The organism is Zobellella denitrificans (genome assembly GCF_002407485.1).
GTDB classification, from domain to species: domain Bacteria; phylum Pseudomonadota; class Gammaproteobacteria; order Enterobacterales; family Aeromonadaceae; genus Oceanimonas; species Oceanimonas denitrificans.
This window is the reverse complement of record NZ_CP012621.1, coordinates 2,807,016-2,825,445: the sequence shown is the minus strand read 5'-3', so window position 1 is coordinate 2,825,445 and position 18,430 is coordinate 2,807,016. Positions and strand designations below refer to the sequence as shown.

Annotated in this window: 15 protein-coding genes; 13 read left to right on the top strand and 2 right to left on the bottom strand. The window is 66.4% G+C overall.

Translation table 11 applies throughout. The annotated features are described in order from the left end of the window. Nucleotides 1-9 precede the first annotated feature (9 nt). The 12 genes from pepB (AN401_RS13330) (at nucleotide 10) to AN401_RS13275 (ending at nucleotide 12,647) form a co-directional block, all read left to right on the top strand. Entirely contained in the window at nucleotides 10-1,320 is a 1,311-nt protein-coding gene (gene pepB / locus AN401_RS13330) for an aminopeptidase PepB (protein ID WP_096779639.1), read from the top strand. Continuing rightward, entirely contained in the window at nucleotides 1,317-2,591 is a 1,275-nt protein-coding gene (gene pepB / locus AN401_RS13325) for an aminopeptidase PepB (RefSeq protein ID WP_408645775.1), read from the top strand. The genes pepB (AN401_RS13330) and pepB (AN401_RS13325) overlap by 4 nt, the downstream gene beginning before the upstream one ends. Before the next feature lie 125 nt (nucleotides 2,592-2,716). Beyond that, nucleotides 2,717-3,148 carry a nucleoside-diphosphate kinase gene (ndk, locus tag AN401_RS13320; RefSeq protein WP_094040148.1) on the top strand — a complete coding sequence of 144 codons (432 nt, stop codon included), beginning with the start codon at nucleotides 2,717-2,719 and terminating at the stop codon, nucleotides 3,146-3,148. A 150-nt stretch (nucleotides 3,149-3,298) separates the two neighbouring features. After that, nucleotides 3,299-4,417, top strand: a complete 1,119-nt coding sequence (locus AN401_RS13315; protein WP_094040149.1) for a bifunctional tRNA (adenosine(37)-C2)-methyltransferase TrmG/ribosomal RNA large subunit methyltransferase RlmN — start codon at nucleotides 3,299-3,301, stop codon at nucleotides 4,415-4,417. A gap of 26 nt (nucleotides 4,418-4,443) precedes the next feature. Further along, entirely contained in the window at nucleotides 4,444-5,223 is a 780-nt protein-coding gene (gene pilW, locus AN401_RS13310; protein WP_094040150.1) for a type IV pilus biogenesis/stability protein PilW, read from the top strand. Continuing rightward, nucleotides 5,213-6,217, top strand: coding sequence for a cytoskeleton protein RodZ (gene rodZ, locus AN401_RS13305; protein WP_096779637.1), 1,005 nt, complete (start codon nucleotides 5,213-5,215; stop codon nucleotides 6,215-6,217). The genes pilW and rodZ overlap by 11 nt, the downstream gene beginning before the upstream one ends. A gap of 19 nt (nucleotides 6,218-6,236) precedes the next feature. Continuing rightward, a complete protein-coding gene (gene ispG, locus AN401_RS13300) occupies nucleotides 6,237-7,355 on the top strand; it encodes a flavodoxin-dependent (E)-4-hydroxy-3-methylbut-2-enyl-diphosphate synthase (protein WP_094039821.1) in 1,119 nt (372 codons plus the stop codon). A 43-nt stretch (nucleotides 7,356-7,398) separates the two neighbouring features. Then, nucleotides 7,399-8,676: a histidine--tRNA ligase gene (hisS, locus tag AN401_RS13295; RefSeq protein WP_096779636.1), complete on the top strand. Its 1,278-nt coding sequence runs from the start codon at nucleotides 7,399-7,401 to the stop codon at nucleotides 8,674-8,676. Then, on the top strand, nucleotides 8,677-9,321 hold the full coding sequence (locus tag AN401_RS13290) for a YfgM family protein (protein WP_096779635.1): 645 nt from the start codon (nucleotides 8,677-8,679) through the stop codon (nucleotides 9,319-9,321). 2 nt (nucleotides 9,322-9,323) lie between these two features. Next, a complete protein-coding gene (bamB, locus tag AN401_RS13285) occupies nucleotides 9,324-10,496 on the top strand; it encodes an outer membrane protein assembly factor BamB (protein ID WP_094039824.1) in 1,173 nt (390 codons plus the stop codon). Between the two features lie 73 nt (nucleotides 10,497-10,569). Next, nucleotides 10,570-12,072 carry a ribosome biogenesis GTPase Der gene (gene der, locus AN401_RS13280; protein WP_094039844.1) on the top strand — a complete coding sequence of 501 codons (1,503 nt, stop codon included), beginning with the start codon at nucleotides 10,570-10,572 and terminating at the stop codon, nucleotides 12,070-12,072. Between the two features lie 134 nt (nucleotides 12,073-12,206). Further along, nucleotides 12,207-12,647 (top strand): universal stress protein, encoded by a 441-nt coding sequence (locus tag AN401_RS13275; RefSeq protein WP_094039825.1) that lies wholly within the window; start codon nucleotides 12,207-12,209, stop codon nucleotides 12,645-12,647. 38 nt (nucleotides 12,648-12,685) lie between these two features. Here AN401_RS13275 and AN401_RS20030 read toward each other — a convergent pair whose 3' ends face one another. Next, nucleotides 12,686-12,829: a hypothetical protein gene (locus AN401_RS20030; protein ID WP_176442045.1), complete on the bottom strand. Its 144-nt coding sequence runs from the start codon at nucleotides 12,827-12,829 to the stop codon at nucleotides 12,686-12,688. A 95-nt stretch (nucleotides 12,830-12,924) separates the two neighbouring features. Beyond that, nucleotides 12,925-14,340: a membrane-bound lytic murein transglycosylase MltF gene (gene mltF / locus AN401_RS13270; protein ID WP_232513312.1), complete on the bottom strand. Its 1,416-nt coding sequence runs from the start codon at nucleotides 14,338-14,340 to the stop codon at nucleotides 12,925-12,927. A gap of 192 nt (nucleotides 14,341-14,532) precedes the next feature. Here mltF and purL point away from each other — a divergent pair, with 192 nt between their 5' ends. Beyond that, on the top strand, nucleotides 14,533-18,423 hold the full coding sequence (purL, locus tag AN401_RS13265) for a phosphoribosylformylglycinamidine synthase (protein ID WP_096779633.1): 3,891 nt from the start codon (nucleotides 14,533-14,535) through the stop codon (nucleotides 18,421-18,423). Nucleotides 18,424-18,430 lie beyond the last annotated feature (7 nt).

Genomic DNA, 18,430 nt, shown 5'->3' with positions numbered 1-18,430 from the left:
GGAAGTGTTATGCCCGCAACCATGAAGGTCATACTGAGTCATGAAGCCGCCGCCGCCCACTGGGGCGACAAGGCGCTGTTGAGTTTCCGGGACGACGAGGCCCGGGTCCACGTTACCGACGCTGCCGCGCTGGTGCAGAAGGCCCAGCAGGCGGGGCGCAAGCTCGATGCCATGGGCATCAAGCAGGTGGCGCTGGCCGGCGAGGACTGGACCCTGGAAAGCCGCTGGGCCTTCGCCCAGGGCTTCTACAACGCCAAGGGCGGACAGCAACTCGACTTTGGCACCACCTCGCCCGAGGAGCGGGCCGAGCTGGAGGCCCGGGAGCGGGCCTGCCGCTGGGTGCGGGAGATGATCAACGGCACCCCGGAAGACATTTACCCGGCCGCGCTGGCCACCGAAGCCGGCAAGTTCCTCCAGGCCCTGGCGCCCGAGGCGGTGAGCTACCGCATCTACAGCGGCGAGCAACTCAAGGATCTCGGCTATGTGGGCATCTACGAGGTGGGCCGGGGCAGCGAGCGGCCGCCCACCCTGCTCGAGCTCGACTTCAACCCCACCGGTGATGCCGGTGCTCCGGTGGCGGCCTGCCTGGTGGGCAAGGGCATCACCTTCGACTCCGGCGGCTACAGCATCAAGCCTTCCGACGGCATGGCGGTGATGAAGTCCGACATGGGCGGCGCCGCCACCGTGACCGGCGCCCTGGCCCTGGCCATCCAGCGCGGCCTGGGCAAGCGGGTCAAGCTGTTCCTGTGCTGCGCCGAGAACCTGGTGTCCGGCCACGCCTACAAGCTGGGCGACATCCTTACCTACAAGAACGGCGTCACCGTCGAGATCCTCAACACCGACGCCGAGGGCCGGTTGGTGCTGGCCGACGGCCTGCTGGCGGCGAGCGAGACCGGCGCGCCCTTCATCCTGGACGCGGCCACCCTCACCGGTGCCGCCAAGATGGCCCTGGGCCGGGACTACAACGCCGTGTTCAGCATGAACGACGAGCTGGCCCAGGCCACGGTGCGGGCCGCCCGGGACGAATACGAGAAGGCCTGGCAACTGCCCCTGGAGCCCTTCCATCTGGGCCAGCTCGGCTCCGCCTTCGCCGACATGGCCAATGTGCACGGCGGCGAGGGCATGGCCGGCGCCTCCACCGCCGCCGCCTTCCTGTCCCGCTTCGTGCCTGAGCAGGGGCGCAACTGGGTGCATATGGACTTGTCGGGTTCTTACCAGAAGGCGGCCAACGATCTCTGGGCCACCGGCGGCAAGGGGCACGGCGTGCGCACCATCGCCGCCGTGCTGGCCCGGGTCTGCGGGGAGGAGGGACTATGCTGAAGGTCTGCCTGAGCGCGGCCCCCGCCGCCGAGGCCTGGGGCGAAGGTGCCCTGTTGAGCTACGGCGAGCAGAGTGCAACTGTGCATCTGGGCTCCTTGCCGCTGCGCCGCATCCAGCGGGCCGGCCGCCGGCTGCACGCCCAAGGCGTGCGGCGGGCGCAACTGGCCGGCGACTGGAGCAGCGAACAGCAATGGGCCTTCGCCCTGGGCTGGATGAGCAGCAAGGACGAAGGCGAGCTGCACTGGGCGGGCGAGGATGGAGAGCAGCACCGGCTGCTCGACGCCCGCCTGCGCTGCGCCCGCTGGGTGCGGGCCCAGACCAACGCCACCCCCGAGCAACTGAGCCCGGTGGCCCTGGCGGTGGAGGCGGCCAGCTTCCTCACCGAGTTGGCGCCCAGCCGGATCAGCCACCGCATCCTCAAGGGCGAGGCGCTGCGCGAGGCGGGCTTCGTCGGCATCTACGAGGTCGGCCGGGGCAGTGACCGTGAGCCGGCGCTGCTGGAGCTCGACTTCAACCCCACCGGGGATCGCAAGGCGCCGGTGGCCGCCTGCCTGGTGGGCAAGGGCATCACCTTCGACTCCGGCGGCTATTCCATCAAGGCCTCCGAAGGCATGCTGCACATGAAGGGCGACATGGGCGGGGCGGCCCTGGTCACCGGCGCCCTGGGCCTGGCCATGCTGAGCGGCCTGGACAAGCGGGTCAAGCTGTTCCTGTGCTGCGCCGAAAACCTGATCTCCGGCCATGCCTACAAGCTGGGCGATATCCTCGCCTACCGCAACGGGGTGACGGTGGAGATCGTCAACACCGACGCCGAGGGCCGGCTGGTGCTGGCCGACGGCCTGCTGGCGGCGGGGGAAACGGGGGCGCCGCTCATCATCGACGCGGCCACCCTCACCGGCGCCGCCGTGATGGCGGTGGGCCAGGAGTACAACGCCCTCTTCGCCCTGGATCAGGGGCTGGCGCAGCGGGCCCTGGAGCTGGCCGGGCAGGAGCAGGAACCCCTGTGGCAGCTGCCGCTGGCGCCCTGGCACCGGGAACAGTGCCCCTCGGCCTACGCGGATACCGCCAACAGCCGGCCGGTGAAGGGCGGCGGCCCGGGCGGCGCCTCCAACGCCGCCGGCTTTTTGTCCCGCTTCGTGCCCAACGAGGGGAGGGGCTGGCTGCACTTCGATCTGGCCGCCGCCTACCGCAACAGCGCCGATGCGGACTGGTCCGCGGGTGGCACCGCCCTGGGCCTGCGTACCCTGGCGCGGCTGCTGCTGGAGCCGTAGGGCTGAGGCAGTACATTATGTTGCCCCTATGCAATAAAAATGCTGAACAAGAGTGTTAACTTGAGCGGGCTTTACGTATAATTCGGCCCGTTTTTACCTAGCCCGTTTACTTTAAAGGAACACACATGGCTCTCGAACGTACTTTCTCCATCATCAAGCCTGATGCCGTCGCCAAGAACCTGATCGGTGCCATTTACCAGCGCTTCGAAGCGGCCGGCCTGAAGATCGTCGCCGCCAAGATGGTTCACCTGAGCCGCGAGCAGGCCGAAGGCTTCTACGCCGAGCACAGCGAGCGTCCCTTCTTCAAGGCCCTGGTCGATTTCATGACTTCCGGCCCGGTGATGGTACAGGTACTGGAAGGTGAAGACGCCGTGCGTCGCAACCGCGAGATCATGGGCGCCACCAACCCGGCCGACGCCCTGGCCGGCACCCTGCGCGCCGACTACGCCAACAGCATCGACGAAAACGCCGTGCACGGCTCCGATGCCGCCGCTTCCGCCGCCCGCGAAATCGCCTATTTCTTCAGCGACGAAGAAATCTGCCCGCGCACCCGCTAAGTGTCGCGCGCCCCGGCAAAAAAGGAGCTTCGGCTCCTTTTTTCATGGCCGGCCGGTCCGGTCGCCGGGGCGGTAGCACTGGCAACCGGATGCTAAACTCTGTACAATTTCGCGCCCTGTGGGCTCTGGTCAAAACGCGAGAGGCAACCGATGAGTGAGACAAAAATAAACCTGCTGGATCTGGATCGTGACGGCATGCGCGAGTTCTTCAATGAACTGGGCGAGAAGCCGTTCCGTGCCGATCAGGTGATGAAATGGATCTATCACTTCGGTTGCGACGACTTCGAGCAGATGACCAACATCAACAAGGCGTTGCGCGGCAAGCTGGCCGAGCGGGCCGAGATCCGCGCCCCCGAGATCAGCCGGGAGCAGAAGTCCGCCGACGGCACCATCAAGTGGGCCATGCAGGTCGGCGGCCAGGAGGTGGAAACCGTCTATATCCCCGATGGGGACAGGGCCACCCTGTGCGTTTCTTCCCAGGTGGGCTGCGCCCTGGACTGCAAGTTCTGCTCCACCGCCCAGCAGGGCTTCAACCGCAACCTCAAGGTGTCCGAAATCATCGGCCAGGTGTGGCGTGCCGCCAGCAGGGTGGGGTTCAGCAAGGACACCGGGCGCCGTCCCATCACCAACGTGGTGATGATGGGCATGGGCGAGCCCCTGCTCAACCTGACCAATGTGGTGCCGGCCATGCGGCTGATGCTGGAGGATTACGGCTTCGGCCTGTCCAAGCGGCGGGTGACCCTGTCCACCTCCGGCGTGGTGCCGGCGCTGGACAAGCTCGGCGACATGATAGACGTGGCCCTGGCGGTCTCCCTGCATGCGCCCAATGACCGCTTGCGCTCCGAGATCATGCCGATCAACGACAAGTACGACATCGCCACCCTGCTGGACAGCGTCAGGCGCTATATCGCCAAGTCCAATGCCAACCAGGGCAAGGTGACCATAGAATACGTGCTGCTCGATCACGTCAACGACGACATGCAGCACGCCCACGAGCTGGCCCAGCTGTTGAAGGACCTGCCCTGCAAGATCAACCTGATCCCCTTCAATCCCTTCCCGGGCAACCCCTACGGCAAGCCGAGCAACAGCCGCATCGACCGCTTCAACAAGGTACTGATGCAGTACGGCAATACCGTGACCATCCGTAAGACCCGGGGCGACGACATCGACGCCGCCTGTGGTCAATTGGTGGGCGATGTCATCGACCGGACCAAGCGCACCCTGAAAAAACGGATGCAGGAGCAAAGCATATCCGTCACAATGGTTTAAAGAAAAACCATGGGTGCAACCAGGGAATGCAGAAGCTCAAACTGCCGGCGGCGATACTGATAACGGGGATGCTGGGGGGCTGTGTCAGCGAGACCACCTACCTGGCCGACGGCAGAGCTTCCCGCGAGCCGGTGTTCACCCCGTCGGATGCGGCCATGACCCGGATGAACCTGGGGCTGGAATACCTGCGGCGGGGCGACCGGGAGCAGGCCAAGTTCAATATCGACCGGGCCCTGTCCCAGGATCCCCGCAATCCGGATGTCCACCTCGCCCAGGCCTATTTCTACCAGTCCGTGTCCGAATTCGAGCTGGCCGAGAAAAGTTACCGTCAGGTGCTGAAACTGTCGCCGAATCATGGCGATGGGCTCAACAATTACGGCGTTTTTCTGTGTGGGCGGGAACGTTTCGACGAAGCGGATGTCATGTTTAGGAAGGCGGTAACGGTGCCCGGTTATGTGCAGGTGGCGGATACCTTTGAGAACGCGGCCCTCTGCGCCAGGCAGAACAATAAGTCCCAGGCGGCGCTCGACTATTTCCGGCGGGCCCTGGAATACAGTCCGTCCAGGCCGAGATCCCTGCTGGGGGCGGCGGAGCTGGCGGCGGAGTTTGGGGATCAGGCGGGGGCGCTCGATTACCTGGCGCGCTACCGGCGCGAGCATTTGCCCAGTCCACAGAGTTTATGGTTGACAGTGCGTACCGCACAAGCGCAGGGCCGGGTGGCACAAGCCCAGGTGGCCGGCGCCGAGCTGGTACGATTATTTCCGGATTCAGAACAGGCCAGGCGATTCCTAGCAAATGACTATTAACGAAGCAGAACAGCAGCCCCAGGCTGAAGCAGTGGTAACGGCCGGTCCCGGCGCCTTGTTGCGTCATGCCCGGGAGGCCAGGGGATGGACCCAGGCCGAGGTGGCCCGCAGGCTGAATCTGCGGTTGGCGGTGATCGAATCGATCGACAGCGATCAGTACAAGGCCGGGGTGGCGGTGACCTTCCTGCGTGGCTACGTCAAGGCTTATGCCAAGTTGGTGGGCGTCAGGGAGCAGGAAGCCCTGGCCGCCTTCGACGGCATGAGCGGGGTCGAACAGATAAAGGCCGCCGCGCCCATGCAGAGTTTTTCCAGGAAAACCCGCCAGCAGGCCAGCGACAACTGGCTCAAGCGAGTCAGTTGGCTGGTGCTGCTCGGCCTGGTCGCCTCCCTGGTGTACTGGTGGTGGCAGGACAGCGGCGCCAATTACATGGAGCGAACCCTGGAGCCGGTCATCCAGCAGGAGGAGGCGGCCCCCTCCCTGCCGGCGCCGATCGAGGGCGGCGAAGTGCCCCTTCCCGTCGCGCCGGTGGCCGAGCCCGCCGCCCAGCCGGTGCCCGATGCCCCCCTGACCACGGCGCCGGCCGGTGACGATGCTGCTCCGGCGCCCCAGGATCTGGCTCCGGCAACGGATGCCGCGCCGGCGGCCGAGCCTGCCTCGCCCGAGGCAACGGCCAGCGTCGAACCGGCGGCCACGGCGGAGCCGGCCGAGCCGGCTGCCGAAGCCGAGGCTCCCGTGGTGGCGGACGCCAATCCCCGGCTGCTGAGCCTGCGTTTCAGCGACGACTGCTGGATCCAGATCACCGACAGCCGGGGTCGGGTGCTGGCCGAAGGCGTGAAAAAGGCCAACGACAGCCTGGCGCTGGAAGGGGAACCGCCCTTTCGGCTGGTGCTGGGCGCGCCCCGGGCGGCCAGCGTCGAATACATGAACCAGGCGGTGGATCTGTCTTCCTTCAGTGCCGGCCGGGTGGCCCGCCTCACCGTCCCCCAATCCTGATCGAATCAAGAGTAGAGCAATGTCTCAGCACCAGTCTCCGATAGTTCGCCGCCAATCCAAACAGATCCGTGTCGGCTCCGTGCTGGTGGGGGGGGACGCCCCCATCAGCGTGCAGACCATGACCAATACCCTGACCACGGACGTGGCGGCCACCCTGGCCCAGATCCGGGCGGTGGAGAAGGCCGGCGCCGACATAGTACGGGTATCGGTGCCCACCATGGAGGCGGCGGAAGCCTTCAGGGCCATCCGGGCCGGCACCAGCATGCCGCTGGTGGCCGATATCCACTTCGATTACCGCATCGCCCTGCAGGTGGCCGAATACGGCGCCGATTGCCTGCGCATCAACCCGGGCAACATCGGCCGGGAGGACAGGGTGCGGGCGGTGGTGGACTGCGCCCGGGACAAGGGCATTCCCATCCGCATCGGGGTCAACGGCGGCTCCCTGGAGCGTGATCTGCAGGAGAAGTACGGCGAGCCCACGCCACAGGCCCTGGTGGAGTCGGCCCTGCGTCACGTGGACATTCTCGACAAGCTCAACTTTGACCAGTTCAAGGTCAGCGTCAAGGCCTCGGACGTCTTCCTGGCGGTGGGCGCCTACCGGGAGCTGGCACGGCAGATAGTGCAGCCCCTGCATCTGGGCATCACCGAAGCCGGCGGCTTTCGCAGCGGCGCGGTCAAGTCGGCCATCGGCCTCGGCATGCTGCTGGCGGAAGGCATCGGCGACACCCTGCGGGTGTCGCTGGCGGCGGATCCGGTGGAAGAAGTCAAGGTCGGCTTCGACATCCTCAAGTCCCTGCGTATCCGTTCCCGGGGCATCAACTTCATCGCCTGTCCGTCCTGCTCCCGCCAGGAGTTCGACGTCATCGGCACCGTCAATGCCCTGGAAAGCCGGCTGGAGGACATCGTCACCCCCATGGACGTGTCCATCATCGGCTGCGTGGTCAATGGCCCGGGCGAGGCCCTGGTCTCCGATCTGGGGCTGGCCGGCGCCCAGCGCAAGAGCGCCCTGTACGACGGCGGCAACCGGGTCGACCGGCTCGACAATAGCACCCTGGTGGACGAGCTGGAGAGCCGCATTCGTGCCAAGGTGGCCAGGCTGGATCCGGCGGGCCGCATCCCGGTGCAGTCCAAGGACTGATATTCCCCCTTTCCTTCATGTTTCAAGAACAGAGATAGTTGTTGTGGCCAAACAGATTCAAGCAATTCGTGGAATGAACGACTGCCTGCCGGAGCAGACGCCGGCCTGGCAACAGGCGGAGGCGGTGCTGCGCGACACCATGAACGCCTACGGCTATGCGGAGATCCGCCTGCCCATCATGGAGGTCACCGGATTGTTCCAGCGGGCCATCGGCGAGGTGACCGACGTGGTCGAGAAGGAGATGTACACCTTCGAGGATCGCAGCGGCGACAGCCTGACCCTGAGGCCCGAAGGCACCGCCGGTTGCGTGCGCGCCGGCATCGAGCACGGCCTGCTCTACAACCAGGAGCGGCGCATGTGGTACATGGGCCCCATGTTCCGCTACGAGCGGCCGCAGAAGGGCCGCTATCGCCAGTTCCACCAGTTCGGGGTGGAGGTGTTCGGCCTGCATGGCCCGGATATTGACGCCGAACTCATCATGCTCACCGCCCGCCTGTGGAAGGCGCTGGGAGTGAGCGAGCACGTCACCCTTCAGCTCAACAGCCTGGGTGCTCCCGAGGAGCGCGCCGCCTACCGGGACGCCCTGGTGGCCTACCTGGAACAGCACCGGGAGCGGCTCGACGAGGATTGCCGCCGACGCATGTACACCAATCCGCTGCGGGTGCTGGACAGCAAGAACCCCGAGGTGCAGGCGCTGCTGGCGGATGCCCCGGTGTTGTCCGACTACTTCGGCGAGCAGACCCGGGCCCACTTTGCGGGACTGCAGGCCCTGCTTACCGCCGCCGGCATCGGCTTCGAGCTCAACCCCCGCCTGGTGCGCGGCCTGGACTACTACAACCTGACGGTATTCGAGTGGGTCACCGAGAGCCTGGGAGCCCAGGGCACCGTCTGCGGCGGCGGCCGTTACGACGGCCTGGTGGAGCAACTGGGGGGCCAGGCCACCCCGGCGGTGGGCTTTGCCATGGGCATGGAGCGCCTGGTACTGCTGCTGGAGACCTTGCAGCGGGTGGCGCCGCAGCCGGCCCTGGCCGACGTCTATGTGGCGGCGGCGGGCGAGGGTGCCCAGGCGGCGGGCTTCGCCCTGGCCGAGCGGCTGCGGGATCAACTGCCCGGGTTGCGAGTGATGAGCCATTGCGGCGGCGGCAACTTCAAGAAACAGCTCAAGCGCGCCGACAAGAGCGGGGCGGCCATCGCGCTCATCCTGGGCGAAGAGGAAATCGCCCGGGGCGAGGTGACGGTGAAGTATTTGCGCGGCCAGGGCGAGCAACAGACCCTGGCTCTGGATGAAGTCATCGAACAGCTCAAGCAAAAGGGGATCTGAGTGGATATCTACAGCACTGAAGAACAACAACTGGATGCCCTCAAGCGCTGGTGGCAGGAATACGGCAAGGCCATCATCCTGGGCTCGGTACTCGGCCTGGGCGGCCTGTTCGGCTGGCGTTACTACCAGAGTTACCAGATAGAGAGCCGCTCCGCGGGGGCCGAGTCTTTCGAGCAGATCAGTCAGCGCCTGGCGGCCGAGGGCAGTGCCGCCTTCGCCGAGGCGAGCGCCTTCGTCGAACAGAACAGGGGCAACAACTACGGTGAGCTGGCCGCCCTGCTGCTGGCGGCCGAAGCGGTGCGTGCCAACGATCTGGCCCTGGCCCGGCAGCAGCTGGAGCTGGCCCTGGCCGGCACCAAGGACGCCGTGCTGGCCGACACCATCAACCTGCGCCTGGCCCGGGTTCTGCTGGCCCAGAACGAGCCGGCGGTGGCCCAGACCCGTCTCGATCTGGTCAAGAGCGACGCCTTTGCCGCCCTGAAGAGCGAGGTGCAGGGCGATCTCTTCCTTGCCGAGGCGCAGCTCGATGCGGCCCGCGACGCCTACCGGGCGGCGCTGGACGCGGGCGGCCTGGCCGACAACCCCGGCCTGCAGCTCAAGCTCGACAACCTGGCGATTGCCACCGAACTCGGCGATGAGGAATGACCATGGCTAACCACCTGATGCGGATGCTGCCCCTGGTGCTGGGGCTTGGTCTTGCGGCCTGCTCCAGCCAGGAGCCGGTGGCGCCAGCCAGCCCCCTGCCCGAGATCAGCAATGCCTTCACCGCCAAACCCCGCTGGTCGGCGTCGGTCGGCCAGGGCGTGGGCGACTTCTACTCCCAGTTGCGGCCCGTGGTGGACGGGGAGCGGATCTTCGCCGCCTCCCGGGACGGGGTGCTGGCCGCCTACGACCGGAGCAGCGGCAAGCGCCAGTGGCAGACCCGGCTCGACAAGCTTGATATCAACAAGAACCAGCGCAGCCCCCGCATTTCCGGCGGCCTGACCGCCGCCTACGGCAACCTCTATTTCGGCTCCGAGAACGGCATCGTCTATGCGGTATCCCAGGCCGACGGCGAGGTGCGCTGGACCCGGGAAGTGCCGGGCGAGGTGCTGGCGGCGCCGGCGGTGGACGAAGGCAAGGTGGTGGTGCACACCAGCGCCGGCAACCTGGTGGCGCTGGACTCGGACAGCGGCGCGCCCCAGTGGCTGCTGCGCAACGAGCAGCCCAGCCTGACCCTGCGCAGCATGTCGACCCCGGTCACCGCCGGCGGCGCCGTGCTCTACGGCCGGGCCGACGGGCGGCTGGGCATAGTGCTGCTGGCCAACGGCCAGCCGGTGCGCGACACCCGTATCGCCAGCCCCCGGGGCGCGACCGAGCTGGAGCGGATGGTGGACGTGGCGTCCCGGCCGGTGATTCTGGGCGATATCCTGTTCGCTATCGCCTATAATGGCCAACTGACCGCCCATCAGCTCATCTCCGGGCAGGAACTGTGGAAGCGCCAGTACCAGGGCTCGCGGGATCTGAGTACCGACGGCGGCCGGCTCTACATCAGCGACAGCCGCAGCCATCTGTTCGCGGTGGATGCGCGCAGCGGCATGGAGCTGTGGTCCAACACCGAGCTGGAAAACCGCCAGCTGACCGCCCCGGCGGTGTTCGGCGACCACCTGGTGGTCGGGGATGCCGAGGGCTACCTGTACTGGCTGGATCGGCAGAGCGGGGTGCTCAAGTCGTTGCAGCGCATCGACAGCAAGGGGCTCTATGGCGCCCCGGTCGTGGCCGGCGATACCCTTTACGTGCAAAGCCGCAGCGGCGATCTGGTGGCCATCGGCCAGCCCTGATCCGGCGGAAACCGGCACCACCGGCTCCTGATCTCGCGTCAGGAGCCGTTATTGTTTTTTGGAGACCCTGTTTATGATGCCTGTAGTGGCTCTGGTGGGCCGCCCCAACGTGGGCAAGTCCACCCTTTTCAACCGACTGACCCGGACCCGGGACGCCCTGGTGGCGGATTTTCCCGGCCTGACCCGTGATCGCAAGTATGGCCAGGCCAGGGTGGGCGAGCTGGAGTTCATCGTGGTCGACACCGGCGGTATCGACGGCAGCGAGGAAGGCATCGAGCTGAAGATGGCCGAGCAGTCCCTGGCCGCCATCGACGAAGCGGACGTGGTGCTGTTCATGGTCGACGCCCGGGCCGGCCTGACGGTGGCCGACGAAGCCATCGCCAACCACCTGCGCCGCTGCGAGAAAAAGACCCTGCTGGTGGCCAACAAGACCGACGGCATCGACGCCGACTCGGCGGTGAGCGAGTTCTACCTGCTCGGCCTGGGCGACATCCACCAGATCGCCGCCGCCCACGGTCGCGGCGTGCTGAGCCTGCTGGAAACCGCCCTGGCGCCCCAGCTGGAAGCCCTGGCGGCAGAGCGGGAAGCGGTGGAGGCCGATGAGGCCGACGGCGAGGCGCTGGAGTTTGACGAGCAGGAGCTCGCCGAGGCCATGGAAGCCCTCGACGAACTGGAAGACGAAGAGGCCACGCCCTTCGAGGATCTGCCGATCAAGCTGGCCATCGTCGGCCGGCCCAACGTGGGCAAGTCCACCCTCACCAACCGCATCCTCGGCGAGGAGCGGGTGGTGGTGTACGACATGCCCGGCACCACCCGGGACTCGGTCTATATCCCCATGCAGCGGGACGAGCGGGACTTCATCCTGATCGACACCGCCGGGGTGCGCCGGCGCGGCAAGGTGCACGAGGCGGTGGAAAAGTTCTCGGTGATCAAGACCCTGCAGGCCATCGAGGACGCCAACGTGGTGCTGCTGGTGCTGGACGCCCGGGAAGGCATCTCCGATCAGGATCTCAGCCTGCTCGGCTTCGTGCTCAACGCCGGCCGCAGCATCGTCATCGCGGTCAACAAATGGGACGGCCTCAGCCAGGAGGTGAAGGACGACATCAAGCGCGAGCTGGATCGGCGCCTCGGCTTTATCGACTTCGCCCGTCTGCACTTTATTTCGGCCCTGCACGGCAGCGGCGTGGGCAACCTGTTCGGCTCCGTGGTCGAGGCCTACGAGTCCGCCACCAAGCGGGTGAGCACCTCCATGCTGACCCGCATCATGCAGATGGCCCAGGACGACCACCAGCCGCCCCTGGTGCGCGGCCGTCGGGTCAAGCTGAAGTACGCCCACGCCGGCGGCTACAACCCGCCACGCATCATAGTGCACGGCAACCAGGTCAAGGATCTGCCGGACTCCTACAAGCGTTACCTGATCAACTATTTCCGCCGCTCCCTGCAGATCATGGGCACGCCCATCCGGGTGGAGTTCCAGGAAGGGGACAACCCCTACGCCGGCGTCAAGAACAAGCTGACGGCGACCCAGTTGCGCAAGCGCAAGCGGTTGATGAAATTCATCAAGAAAAAATCCTGACCCCAGAACGCCGGCATTGCCGGCGTTCTGCTTTGTTGCCGCTGCCCCCTGAGCTGGATCACGCCTCGTCCGGGGTTCTGGTCTAGGCTGAATACGGGGCCGCCGGGGCGGCGTCAGGTCAAGGAGAAACGATAATGTACAAATCACTGCTGGTCGCCGTGGATGGTTCCAAATACGGCAAGAAAGCGCTGGAGCTGGCCGCCTACCTGGCCTGCCAGGACGATGCCAGCCTCCATATAGTGCATGTTCCCGAGGTGTTGTCCCACGATGCCACCCTGGTGTGGGGGATTGGGGCGGTGTCCATCGAGGCTGGACGCCAGGAGCTGGAGGAGGCGGGCCGGAAGGTCATGGCGCGGGCGGAAGAGCAGGCCCGTGCATTGGGCGTCAAGCACCTGCAGACTCATCTGGTTCAGGGAGAGCCGGCCCGAGCCATCATTCGCACGGCCGAGGAGCTGGGCGTCGATGTCATCGTCATCGGCAGCCGAGGGCTCGGCGATCTGGCCGGCCTGGTGATGGGCAGCATTTCCCACAAGGTGACCCACAGTGCCAAGTGCGGCGTGATCACGGTGCGTTGAGGGGCTGTCCCCGCCAGTCCGCTGGCGGGGGGCGGGAATTATTCGGCGGTGGCCTGGGTCAGAAAATAGGCGTTATTGCGGCGCAGTATCTTGCGGCGAAGATCCTGCATCAATATCTTGCGCCGGGGCGACCAACCGGCCGGCTTGCGCTGTTTCAACAAGGCGCGTCTGCGTTTCAACATGGTGGATTCCCCTTCACAAAACTCGTCTGACAAGACGATGTTGCATTGCTTCACTTGATAGCAGTTTGCCATGCTCGAGTAAAGTGACATTCCGGTTAAAGTGGTGGAACTGTCGACGGGCTCTCACGCTGGGCCGTGGTCAGCCCCGGATCCGTGCCGGGTGCGTGCAGCCACTGCAGGCTCTGGTAGTACTGGCGCACGTTGTTGACGAACTTCTGCGCCTCCCGCCCCCGGGCATAGCCGTAGCGGGTCTGGCTGTGCCAGCGCGGCTGGTGCAGCAGCGGCAGGTTCTCCTTGACCTGGCTCCAGGAGTTCGGATCCTGCTCCCTCATCTTGGTCAGCCGGCGCACGTCCAGCACATGGCCCAGGCCCAGGTTGTAGGCGGCCAGCGCAAACCAGATCCGTTCATCCTCCGGTATGGCCTCCGGCAGCCGGCCCATCAGCGACGCCAGGTACTGGGCGCCGCCGCGGATGCTCTGCTCCGGATCCAGCCGATCCTCCACCCCGAGCTGGCGGGCGGTGTCCTCGGTCAGCATCATCATGCCGCGCACCCCGGTGTAGGAACGGGCCCTGGGGTCCCAGTGGGACTCCTGGTAGCTCACCGCCGCCAGCAGGCGCCAGTCCAGCTCGCCGGCATGGCGCTCGAACAGGGGCTGGTAGCGGGGCAGCAGATCCTCGGCCCGGCGCAGGAAGGTGCGGGTGTCCACATAGTCGAAGTCCTGCACATGGCCGAAGTACTTTTCGTTCAGCCGGGCCAGGGTGCCGGCCTGTTGCTGCTCGTTGAAAAAGCTCAGCATCTTGCCGAGCAGGCTGTCGTCGTCGCGCCGGTCGATGACCCAGGCCACCGGCTGGGGATCGCCCAGGCTGAAGGCCGCCTCCACATTGGGGTAGTAGCGTTGGGTGCGGGCCAGCAGGGTATCCTCCACCAGGGTGTGGGCGGCGCGCCCTTCCGCCACCTGGCGTAGCAGATCCTCCGCATCCGCATCCCGTCGCGTTTCCCAGTTCAGTTCGGGCAACTGCTGTTGCAGCCCATGCAACCATTCGGCCTGGCTGGAGCCGGCCAGCACCCGGATGTCGCCCGCTATCTGTTCGGGCTCCTTGGGCCGGGGCTGGCCCTTGCGGTAGACCAGGGTCTGGGCCACTTCGTAGTAACTGGGCCCGAAACGATAGTGCTGGCGGCGCAGGGGGGTACTGGTGAGGCCCGCGGCCAGCATGTCGACCTTGCCGCCGTCGAGCAGGGCGAAGAGGTCGTCCAGGTTGTAGGCCGGAACCATCCGAAGCTCGACGCCCAGGCTGTCGGCGAACAGCCGGGCCAGTTCGTAATCCAGGCCTTCCTGCTGCTCGTCGCGCAGGAAATAGTAGAGGGGATGGTAGAGGGTGCCGACCCTGAGTTCACCGCGGGCCTGGATCTGGGCCTGCTGGGTCTTGGGCTGGGACTCGGCCTCGCAGCCGGCCAGGGTCAGCAGGCCGAACAGCAGGGTGACTTTGGAAAGGCTAACAATACGGCGCAACAGCGAATCCTCATTCTGGGCAACCGACATTTTATAGCAGAAGTCGACTTCTTCGTCAGGTAATTGCCGGTATCGGCGGCGTCAGGCCCAGGACAAGGCTCGGGAAATCGGCGTCGACAGGGCAGGGGTGTAAACCTATAATACCGCCAATTTCTCAACCCCCCATTCACTCACGCTTTGAGAATAGCCACTATGGAAATACTGAGAGGCTCGCCGGCCTTATCCGGTTTCAGGACCCAGGCCCTGGTTCGCCGTGCCCAGGAGCAGAACCTGCCCCTGCTGGGAGTCGAAACCGAGTATGTGCACTTTGTCGCGCTGAACGCCAACCTCGAGGGCGACAGCCGACAAACCCTGAGCCAGCTGCTCGACAGCCCCGCTCAGGGCATCACCCCGGCCGCCGGCAGCCTGCTGGTCCTGGTTACCCCCCGTCCCGGCACCCTTTCCCCCTGGTCCAGCAAGGCCACCGACATCGCCCGTAACTGCGGCCTGGGCCAGGTCAAGCGCATCGAGCGCGGCATCGCCTATTACCTGAGCTTCGAGCGTGAGCCTTCGGCCGTTGAGCTCGGCGCCATCAAGGGCCTGCTGCACGACCGCATGACCGAAACGACCCTCGACAGCCTGGACGCCGCCGCCTGCCTGTTCGTGGAGGCCGAGCCGGCGCCCCTGACCAGCGTGGACATCCTCGCCGGCGGCCGCGCCGCCCTGGCCGAGGCCAACCAGCGCATGGGCCTGGCCCTGGCGGAAGACGAAATCGACTACCTTTATGAAGGCTTCAGCGGCCTGGGGCGCAACCCCAACGACATCGAACTCTACATGTTCGCCCAGGCCAACTCCGAGCACTGCCGGCACAAGATTTTCAACGCCGACTGGACCATAGACGGCATCGAGCAGCCCAAGTCCCTGTTCAAGATGATCAAGAACACCTTCGAGCAGGTGCCCGATCATGTGTTGTCCGCCTACAAGGACAACGCCGCCGTCATGGTGGGCTCGCCCGCCGGCCGCTTCTTCCCCAGCCCCAACTCCGGCGAGTACCTCTACCACCAGGAAGACATCCATATCCTGATGAAGGTGGAAACCCACAACCACCCCACCGCCATCTCCCCCTACCCGGGCGCCGCCACCGGCTCCGGCGGCGAGATCCGCGACGAGGGCGCCACCGGCCGCGGCTCCAAGCCCAAGGCGGGTTTGGTGGGCTTCAGCGTGTCCAACCTCCGGATCCCGGGTTACCAGCGCCCCTGGGAGCAGGATTTCGGCAAGCCCGAGCGCATCGTCAGCGCCCTCGACATCATGATCGACGGCCCCCTGGGCGGCGCCGCCTTCAACAACGAATTCGGCCGTCCGGCCCTGCTCGGCTACTTCCGTACCTACGAGGAGCAGGTATCCAGCTTCAACGGCGAGGAAGTGCGCGGCTACCACAAGCCGATCATGATCGCCGGCGGCCTCGGCAACATCCGCGCCGAGCACGTGCAGAAGGGTGAGATCACCGTCGGCGCCAGGCTGGTGGTGCTGGGTGGCCCGGCCATGAACATCGGCCTGGGCGGCGGTGCCGCTTCCAGCATGGCTTCCGGTCAGTCCAGCGAGGATCTGGACTTCGCCTCGGTGCAGCGCGACAACCCCGAGATGGAGCGGCGCTGCCAGGAAGTGATCGATCGCTGCTGGGCCCTGGGTGAAGCCAACCCCATCCAGTTCATCCACGACGTGGGCGCGGGCGGCCTGTCCAACGCCATGCCCGAGCTGGTCAACGACGGCGGCCGCGGCGGCCGTTTCGAACTGCGCAATATCCCCAACGACGAACCGGGCATGAGCCCGCTGCAGATCTGGTGCAACGAATCCCAGGAGCGCTACGTGCTGTCGGTGGCCGCCGACCGCCTGGCCGAGTTCGAGGCCATCTGCCGCCGGGAGCGCGCGCCCTTCGCGGTGATCGGCGAGGCCACCGCCGAGCCGCACCTCGGCCTGCACGACAGCCACTTCGACAACCAGCCCATCGACATGCCGCTCAACGTGCTGCTGGGCAAGCCGCCCAAGATGCAGCGGGACGTGGAAAGCCGTACCCACCACAGCCCGGCCCTGGATCTGCACGGCATCAACCTGAAGGAAGCGGCCGAGCGGGTGCTGACCCTGCCCACCGTGGCCGACAAGGGCTTCCTGATCACCATCGGTGACCGCACCGTCACCGGCCTGGTGGCCCGGGATCAGATGGTGGGCCCCTGGCAGGTGCCGGTGGCCGACTGTGCCGTCACCGCCGCCGCCTTCGACACCTACGCCGGCGAGGCCATGTCCATGGGTGAGCGCGCCCCGGTGGCCCTGCTCGACTTCGCCGCCTCCGCCCGCCTGGCGGTGGCCGAGGCCATCACCAACATCGCCGCCACCGACATCGGCGAGCTCAAGCGCATCAAGCTGTCCGCCAACTGGATGTCCGCCGCCGGCCACCCGGGCGAGGACGCCGGCCTGTACGAAGCCGTCAAGGCGGTGGGCGAGGAGCTGTGTCCCGTGCTGGGCCTGACCATCCCCGTGGGCAAGGACTCCATGTCCATGAAGACCCGCTGGCAGCAGGACGGCGAGGACAGGACGGTTACCGCGCCCCTGTCGCTGGTGATCTCCGCCTTTGCCCGGGTCAATGACGTGCGCGCCACCGTCACCCCCTGGCTGCGCAGCGACCAGGGCGAGACCGACCTGATCCTGGTGGATCTGGGCAACGGCAAGAACCGCCTGGGCGCCTCCGCCCTGGCCCAGGTCTATCGCCAGTTGGGCGACAAGCCCGCCGACCTGGACAATCCCGAGCAGCTCAAGGGCTTCTTCTACGCCATCCAGGCGCTGCTGGCCGAGCGCAAGCTGCTGGCCTACCACGACAAGGGCGACGGCGGCCTGTTCGTCACCCTGGCGGAAATGGCCTTCGCCGGCAAGACCGGCCTCGACGTCGAGCTGGATCTGCTCGGCGCCGATCGGCTGGCGGCCCTGTTTAACGAAGAGCTGGGCGCCGTGCTGCAGGTGCGCCGGGAAGACAAGGAAGCGGTGCTCACCTGCCTGGCCGGCCACGGCCTGGCCGCCTGCAGCCACGTGATCGGTCACCTCAACCAGGACGACAGCCTGCGCTTCTTCTTCGCCGGCGAGGAAATCTACGCCCAGCCCCGCGCCGAGCTGCGCCGGCTGTGGTCCGAGACCAGCTACCGCATGCAGGCCCTGCGCGACAACCCCGAGTGCGCCCTGTCCGAGTTCGACGCCAAGCAGGATGCCACCGACCCCGGCCTGTCGGTGTCGCTCAGCTTCGATCCGAAGGAAGACATCGCCGCGCCCTTTATCGCCAAGGGCGTGCATCCCAAGATGGCGATACTGCGCGAGCAGGGCGTCAACTCCCATGTGGAGATGGCGGCCGCCTTCGACCGGGCCGGTTTCACCGCCATCGACGTGCACATGAGCGATCTGCAGAGCGGCCGCCACCGGCTGGACGAGTTCGCCGGCCTGGTGGCTTGTGGCGGCTTCTCCTACGGTGACGTGCTGGGCGCCGGCGGCGGCTGGGCCAAGAGCATACTGTTCAACGAGGCGCTGCGTGCCCAGTTCGAGGCCTTCTTCGCCCGTCCCGACAGCTTCGCCCTGGGGGTGTGCAACGGTTGCCAGATGCTGTCCCGGCTGCGGGATCTGATCCCCGGCGCCGCCCACTGGCCGGACTTCGTGCGCAACGCCTCCGAGCGTTTCGAGGCCCGTTTCAGCCTGGTGGAAGTGCAGGACTCGCCCAGCCTGTTCCTGGCGGGCATGGCCGGCTCGCGCCTGCCCATCGCCGTGTCCCACGGCGAAGGCCGGGTACAGCCGCTGCGCGCCGATATCGCCGCCATCGAGGCGAGCGGCACCGTGGCGCTGCGCTATGTGGACAACCATGGCCAGGCCACCGAGCGCTATCCGTTCAACCCCAACGGCTCCGCCAACGGCATCACCGGCCTGTCCAGCGAGGACGGCCGGGTGACCATCATGATGCCGCACCCGGAGCGGGTGTTCCGCACCGTGGCCAACTCCTGGCATCCGGACGGCTGGGGCGAGGATGGCGGCTGGATGCGCATCTTCCGCAACGCCCGCAAAAACCTCGGCTAGATCGCAA